General features: G+C 65.7%; 7 protein-coding genes. 2 read left to right on the top strand and 5 right to left on the bottom strand.

The window, feature by feature from the left end; translation table 11 throughout:
• On the top strand, positions 1–578 hold a 578-nt coding region (locus HCU76_RS36070; protein ID WP_218512027.1), incomplete at its 5' end, for a hypothetical protein.
• A 73-nt stretch (positions 579–651) separates the two neighbouring features.
• On the opposite strand, the gene HCU76_RS36065 is transcribed toward HCU76_RS36070, so the two are convergent.
• Together HCU76_RS36065 and HCU76_RS37470 are read right to left on the bottom strand one after the other, a co-directional pair.
• Positions 652–2,226 (bottom strand): phosphatidylserine/phosphatidylglycerophosphate/cardiolipin synthase family protein, encoded by a 1,575-nt coding sequence (locus HCU76_RS36065; RefSeq protein ID WP_218512026.1) that lies wholly within the window; start codon positions 2,224–2,226, stop codon positions 652–654.
• Positions 2,227–2,293: 67 nt separating this feature from the next.
• A complete protein-coding gene (locus tag HCU76_RS37470) occupies positions 2,294–2,743 on the bottom strand; it encodes a hypothetical protein (protein WP_371319968.1) in 450 nt (149 codons plus the stop codon).
• A gap of 17 nt (positions 2,744–2,760) precedes the next feature.
• Here HCU76_RS37470 and HCU76_RS36055 point away from each other — a divergent pair, with 17 nt between their 5' ends.
• Positions 2,761–3,621: a hypothetical protein gene (locus HCU76_RS36055; RefSeq protein WP_218512025.1), complete on the top strand. Its 861-nt coding sequence runs from the start codon at positions 2,761–2,763 to the stop codon at positions 3,619–3,621.
• 69 nt (positions 3,622–3,690) lie between these two features.
• On the opposite strand, the gene HCU76_RS36050 is transcribed toward HCU76_RS36055, so the two are convergent.
• The 3 genes from HCU76_RS36050 to HCU76_RS36040 form a co-directional block, all read right to left on the bottom strand.
• Complete coding sequence (locus HCU76_RS36050) at positions 3,691–4,080, bottom strand: NirD/YgiW/YdeI family stress tolerance protein (protein ID WP_218512024.1); 390 nt, start codon at positions 4,078–4,080, stop codon at positions 3,691–3,693.
• 18 nt (positions 4,081–4,098) lie between these two features.
• Positions 4,099–4,392 carry a DUF4124 domain-containing protein gene (locus tag HCU76_RS36045; RefSeq protein ID WP_218512023.1) on the bottom strand — a complete coding sequence of 98 codons (294 nt, stop codon included), beginning with the start codon at positions 4,390–4,392 and terminating at the stop codon, positions 4,099–4,101.
• A gap of 141 nt (positions 4,393–4,533) precedes the next feature.
• Positions 4,534–4,687: biotin/lipoyl-containing protein (locus HCU76_RS36040; RefSeq protein WP_218512028.1), on the bottom strand; the 154-nt coding region annotated here is incomplete at its 5' end.

The following is a 4,687-nucleotide window of genomic DNA, read 5'->3' as shown; positions in this document are numbered from 1 at the left end:
CGCGCGCGGGTGGCCGGGAGGCGGGAGGGGCAGAACGGGTCGGGGGCGGGGGGGGTGGTGGTGGCGGCGGGGCTCGCGCTGGGGGTGGCGGCGGTGGAGGCGCTGGCGCGCGCGCTGGCGCGGCGGGTGGCGGCGGCGCCGAGGCGCGCGCGGGTGGTGGCGCCCGGCAAGCGCCACAGGCCAACAACAGCAGGGCCGACGCCCGCACCAACGATGTTCGAAGCGCCAGCGCCAACAGCGTGAACAACACCAACCGCAACACCAACGTCAACAACAACCGCAATGTCAATGCGAACCAGAACGTCAACGTCAATGCCAATCGGAACGTCGTCGTCGCTGGCGGAAACAACAACAACTGCTGCGGCGGCGGCTGGGACAACGACTATCACCCGGTCGCCGGCGCCGTGGCCGTCGGCGCCGCAGTGGCCGTGACCTCCGCCGTGATCGGCTCGATGGTGAACTCGGTGCCGGCCAACTGCGCGCCGGTCAATTACGGCGGCATGGTCTATCAGCAATGCGGAAGCACCTGGTATCAGCCCCAGGGATCCCAATACGTCGTCGTCAATGCGCCGTACTAGGCTCGCCGGCCGGGTCCTCGTCCTCGCGCGGATCCGTCGCGAAGCGTGACGGTGACACGCATGCTGCCGGGCGCTACAGCATCGACTCGATCGGCAGGATCGAAAGGAAGTTGATCCACAGCCGTTGCAGCAGGCCGATGCCCGGCTCGCTCGTGTAGCGGGTCTCGCCGCCAGCGGGGCTGCGGTCGATCCATTCCATGCGGGTGCTGTCGGGCTGCAACTGCACCTGGTAGGCGTAGTCCGGGATCAGGCTGTCGAAATGGCCGGAGAGGCGCTGCGCCAGCGCGGGGCTGTCGATGAGCACGCCCATCTCGGTGTTGAGGAGCGCCGAACGGGGATCGAGGTTGAAGGAGCCGACAAAAATGCGGCTCCGGTCCACCGCGAAGGTCTTGGCATGCAGGCTCGCGGAAGAACTCCCGCCCGAGCCGCTGCTTCCGGGGACGCCGCCGCTCCGCCCGGCCTCATCCTTCGACGTGACGTCGGTCGAGCCCGGCTTGAGCTCATAGAGCTTGACGCCGGATTCCAGCAACTGCTTGCGGTACCGGGCGTAGCCGGCATGCACCGGCGCCACGTCGGTGGCCTGGAACGAGTTCGTCAGGACGCGCACCTTCACGCCGCGCGCGGCCATCTTTTCCAGGGCATCCGCGCCGCCCAGGCCGGGCACGAAGTACGGCGACACCAGGTCGAGTTCGCGCCGCCCATTGCCGAACACCTCGGTCAGCCGCGGCCTCAACTGCAGGTCCTTGCGCTCGGGCGAAAAGCGCACCTTGTCAGGGTCGTCGCTGAGGACTTGCGCGGTGGTCCACTCGAACGCGATCCTGCGCTCGGCCACCTGCTGCACGAGCGGCCTCTGGCGCACTGCATCGGCGTAGCGCTGTGCCTTCGGATCCTGCCTGACCTTCTGCCAGTTCTCGTTCAGGAGCTTGGCGCCGTCCTTTGGCGCCGGGCCCAGCAAGCTCGCCAGGGGATAGGCGGACTCGTTGTTCCAGTAGCGGTCGAACTCGGCCGAGACCTCGCGTACCACGGGTCCGACGGCGAGCACGTCCAGGTCCTGGAAACCGACGTTGAGATCCGCGCCGTAGTACTCGTCGCCCACGTTGCGGCCGCCGACGATCGCCATCTGGTTGTCGCCGGTGAAGGACTTGTTGTGCATGCGGCGATTGAGACGCGAGAAATCACCCAGGTCTGCCAGGCGGAACTTGCGGTTGGCAAAGGGATTGAAGAGCCTGACCTCGATGTTGGGATGCGCGTCGAGCGCAGCGAGGATGGGATCGAGGCCGCCGGTGTTGGCGTCGTCCAGCAGCAGCCGCACGCGCACCCCGCGCTCGGCCGCCTGCCAGATCGCCTCCCACAGCAGTTGGCCGGTGGTGTCGCCGTGCCAGATGTAGTACTGAAGGTCGAGGCTGCGTTCCGCCGCCTGCGCCAGCAGGATGCGCGCGGCGAAGGCGTCCTTGGCCTCGCCGAGCGGATAGATGCCGGACGTACCGGGATGGGCTGCGAGTTCCGGACGCAGCACCTGTCCGAGATGGGTGCCTTCCGTGTCCGTCAGTGCCGTCGACCCGACTCGCTCCACCCGATCGGGCAGGCTGGCGCAGGCCGACACCAGCAAGCCCAGGGCAATCGCAAGCAGCAAACGCAATGCAGGCATGGACGAGGACCCCGTCGAGCGATGGCTCAGCCGGGTCATTCCAGGAGCCGCTCGTCGAAATGGCAGGTCAATACTTGATGTCTCGTTTGTCCTGGCGACCTTCCTGCTTGGTGTCGCGCTTGTCGTGGCGGCAAGCGGCGTTGCTCTGCTGGTTCGCGGCCCTGCAGTCGACCTTGGTCGAGCGCGCGTCATGCTTGGCAGCCTGGTTCACGTCCCGGCCAGCCTGGCGCTGCTGCGACTGGTTGGTTGCCAGTGCAGCGCCCGACAGCGCCAGCAGGCCGGCTGCTGCGAGCACTTGGGCTGTCCGGCCAAAGGATGCTTTTCTCGAATCGGTCATTGCGTACTCCTCTCGCTTCGTGAGTCCATCGTGGCACGAATTGATTTCCTGGAATTGAGGGCGATCACCACGGCGACGATGAAGCAGCAATATGCTGGCGGTCGACACACCGTGGCGGCCACGAAACTCCGAGGCCTGCGAAATATCGACCCGATCCGCAGCACCAGGCCGGTGCTGCATTGCCGAAGGTGTCCACCATGACGACCCGAAGTCTTGTCCGCGCCCTGACGGCAGCCCTCGCAGCCACCTGCATCGCATGCGCGCCAACGTCCGCGGCCTACGCCGCGCCTGGCGGCGCCTCCGCATTGCGTGCGAGCTACGGGAAGCTCTCCCCTCGCCTGTCGAACAGCCCGTTCGGCCGGCCGATGGTCCTGAATTCCACCGAAACAGGAGACAGCCTGAAGGGCGAGGTCTACGGCGTGCTGGACCAGCCGCTGTCCGCGTTCAATGCCAACCTGGTCAAGCCGGCCCGCTGGTGCGAGATGCTGATGCTTCACCTCAACAACCGCGCCTGCCGGGTCGACGAGGCGAAGAAGACCCTGACACTGAGCGTGGTCCGGCGCTACGACATTCCCGTCAAGGATGCCTTCGAGCTGACCTTTCATGTTCGCGTCGACGCCGCCACGCCCGACTACTTCGACGCGAAGCTGAGTGCCGCCTCAGGACCCTTCGGAACGCGCAACTACCTGATTTCGGTCGAGGGCATCCCGCTGGACAGCGGCAAGTCCTTCGTCCACTTCAGCTACACCTACGAACAGGGTTCCGCGACGCGCGTGGCGACCAAGAGCTACCTGGCCACCTTCGGCCGCGACAAGGTGGGTTTCACGGTCGTCGGGAAAGAGTCGAACGGCGACCCGAAACTGATCGGCGAGATGCTGGGTCTGGTGGAGCGCAACGCCATGCGCTACTACCTGGCGCTGGACGCGTACCTGTCGGCGCCGGACGATTTCGAGAAGCGATTGACCCTGTGGTACGCCGCGACGCAAAAGTATCCGCGCCAGTTGGGCGATCTCAGCGAGGCCGACTACCTCAAGTTCAAGCGCATGGATCGCCCTTGAAGGTCATCGACCGGGCGCATTGTCAGGGGCACGGCGTCGGCACGCGTGGCGGATCGCCAAGGCGCAGCCCTACTGCAGCCGCACTTGCCTTACCCTGAATTCCATCTTGTGGCGCATTTCCTTCAGGATCTGCCCGACGAGTTCGACGTGCTGCCCGGCGCGCAGGGTCTGCTTGCCCGGGAGCTTTGTGCGTTCGATGGTGACAGGAAGAGAGCCCGTGTCGTCGCGGAAGGTGTAGTTTTGCCCGCCTTCGTGCGACACGATCCGACCCCGCAACCGCACCAGCTGCTCGTTTCGACCGTGGTCGAGCACTTGCCTCGTCGTCATGGCCGTGACTGCACGCGGACCCATGTCCACCGGGGCTGGCTCGCCTGCCGCACTCGCCTCGGGGGCGAATGAGAGTGAGCCCGCGGCAAGGAGGGCGACGAACAGACTGCGAGCGAAAGCGATGGGTTCCACGGCATTCCCCTGGAGAGACTAGCGTCCCTGCGACTTGCCGGCGTCGTCCGGAGAATCCGTCGAAATGGGCTTCCCGTTGTTGTCGATCTTCGTTCTCGTCTCGAAGATGTCCGGGGCCCGCACCTGCTCGACGCCGACGCCCCGCACCTTTCGCTGCTTGTCGCGCTCGTGTTCGACAGCGGGGTTTTCGCAAGGCCGATCCGTCATGACCTTGCGGCCCTGTGCATCGATGCATGCATTGACTTGATGTGCCATGACGGGCTGCACGGCGACCACTACCGCGCCACACGCAAGAAGCTGCAATATTTTCATGGGAACCGTTCCTGTTCTCGAGGCCCCAGACCGGGTTTGCTCCGAGGATAGCCCTCGCTGCATAGTGTGGCGCATCCCATCCTATGGCGCACGCAGCCCGCCGAGTTGATGCAAATCAATCCGGCGGGCGCTCGCCTGTGCTTATGCGAACTCCAGGATCACCTGGTCCACCGACAGCGACTCGCCCTTGTCCGCCGAGATCGTGCCGACCACGCCATCGTGCGAGGCAAACAGCACGTTCTCCATCTTCATCGCCTCGATCACCGCGAGCTTCTCGCCTGCCTGCACCTTCTGC

Source organism: Variovorax sp. dw_308 (assembly GCF_019207085.1).
In the GTDB taxonomy this organism is placed as follows: Bacteria; Pseudomonadota; Gammaproteobacteria; order Burkholderiales; family Burkholderiaceae_C; genus Variovorax.
The sequence above is the reverse complement of the archived record's forward strand: the minus strand, read 5'-3'. Positions and strand labels throughout refer to the sequence as shown.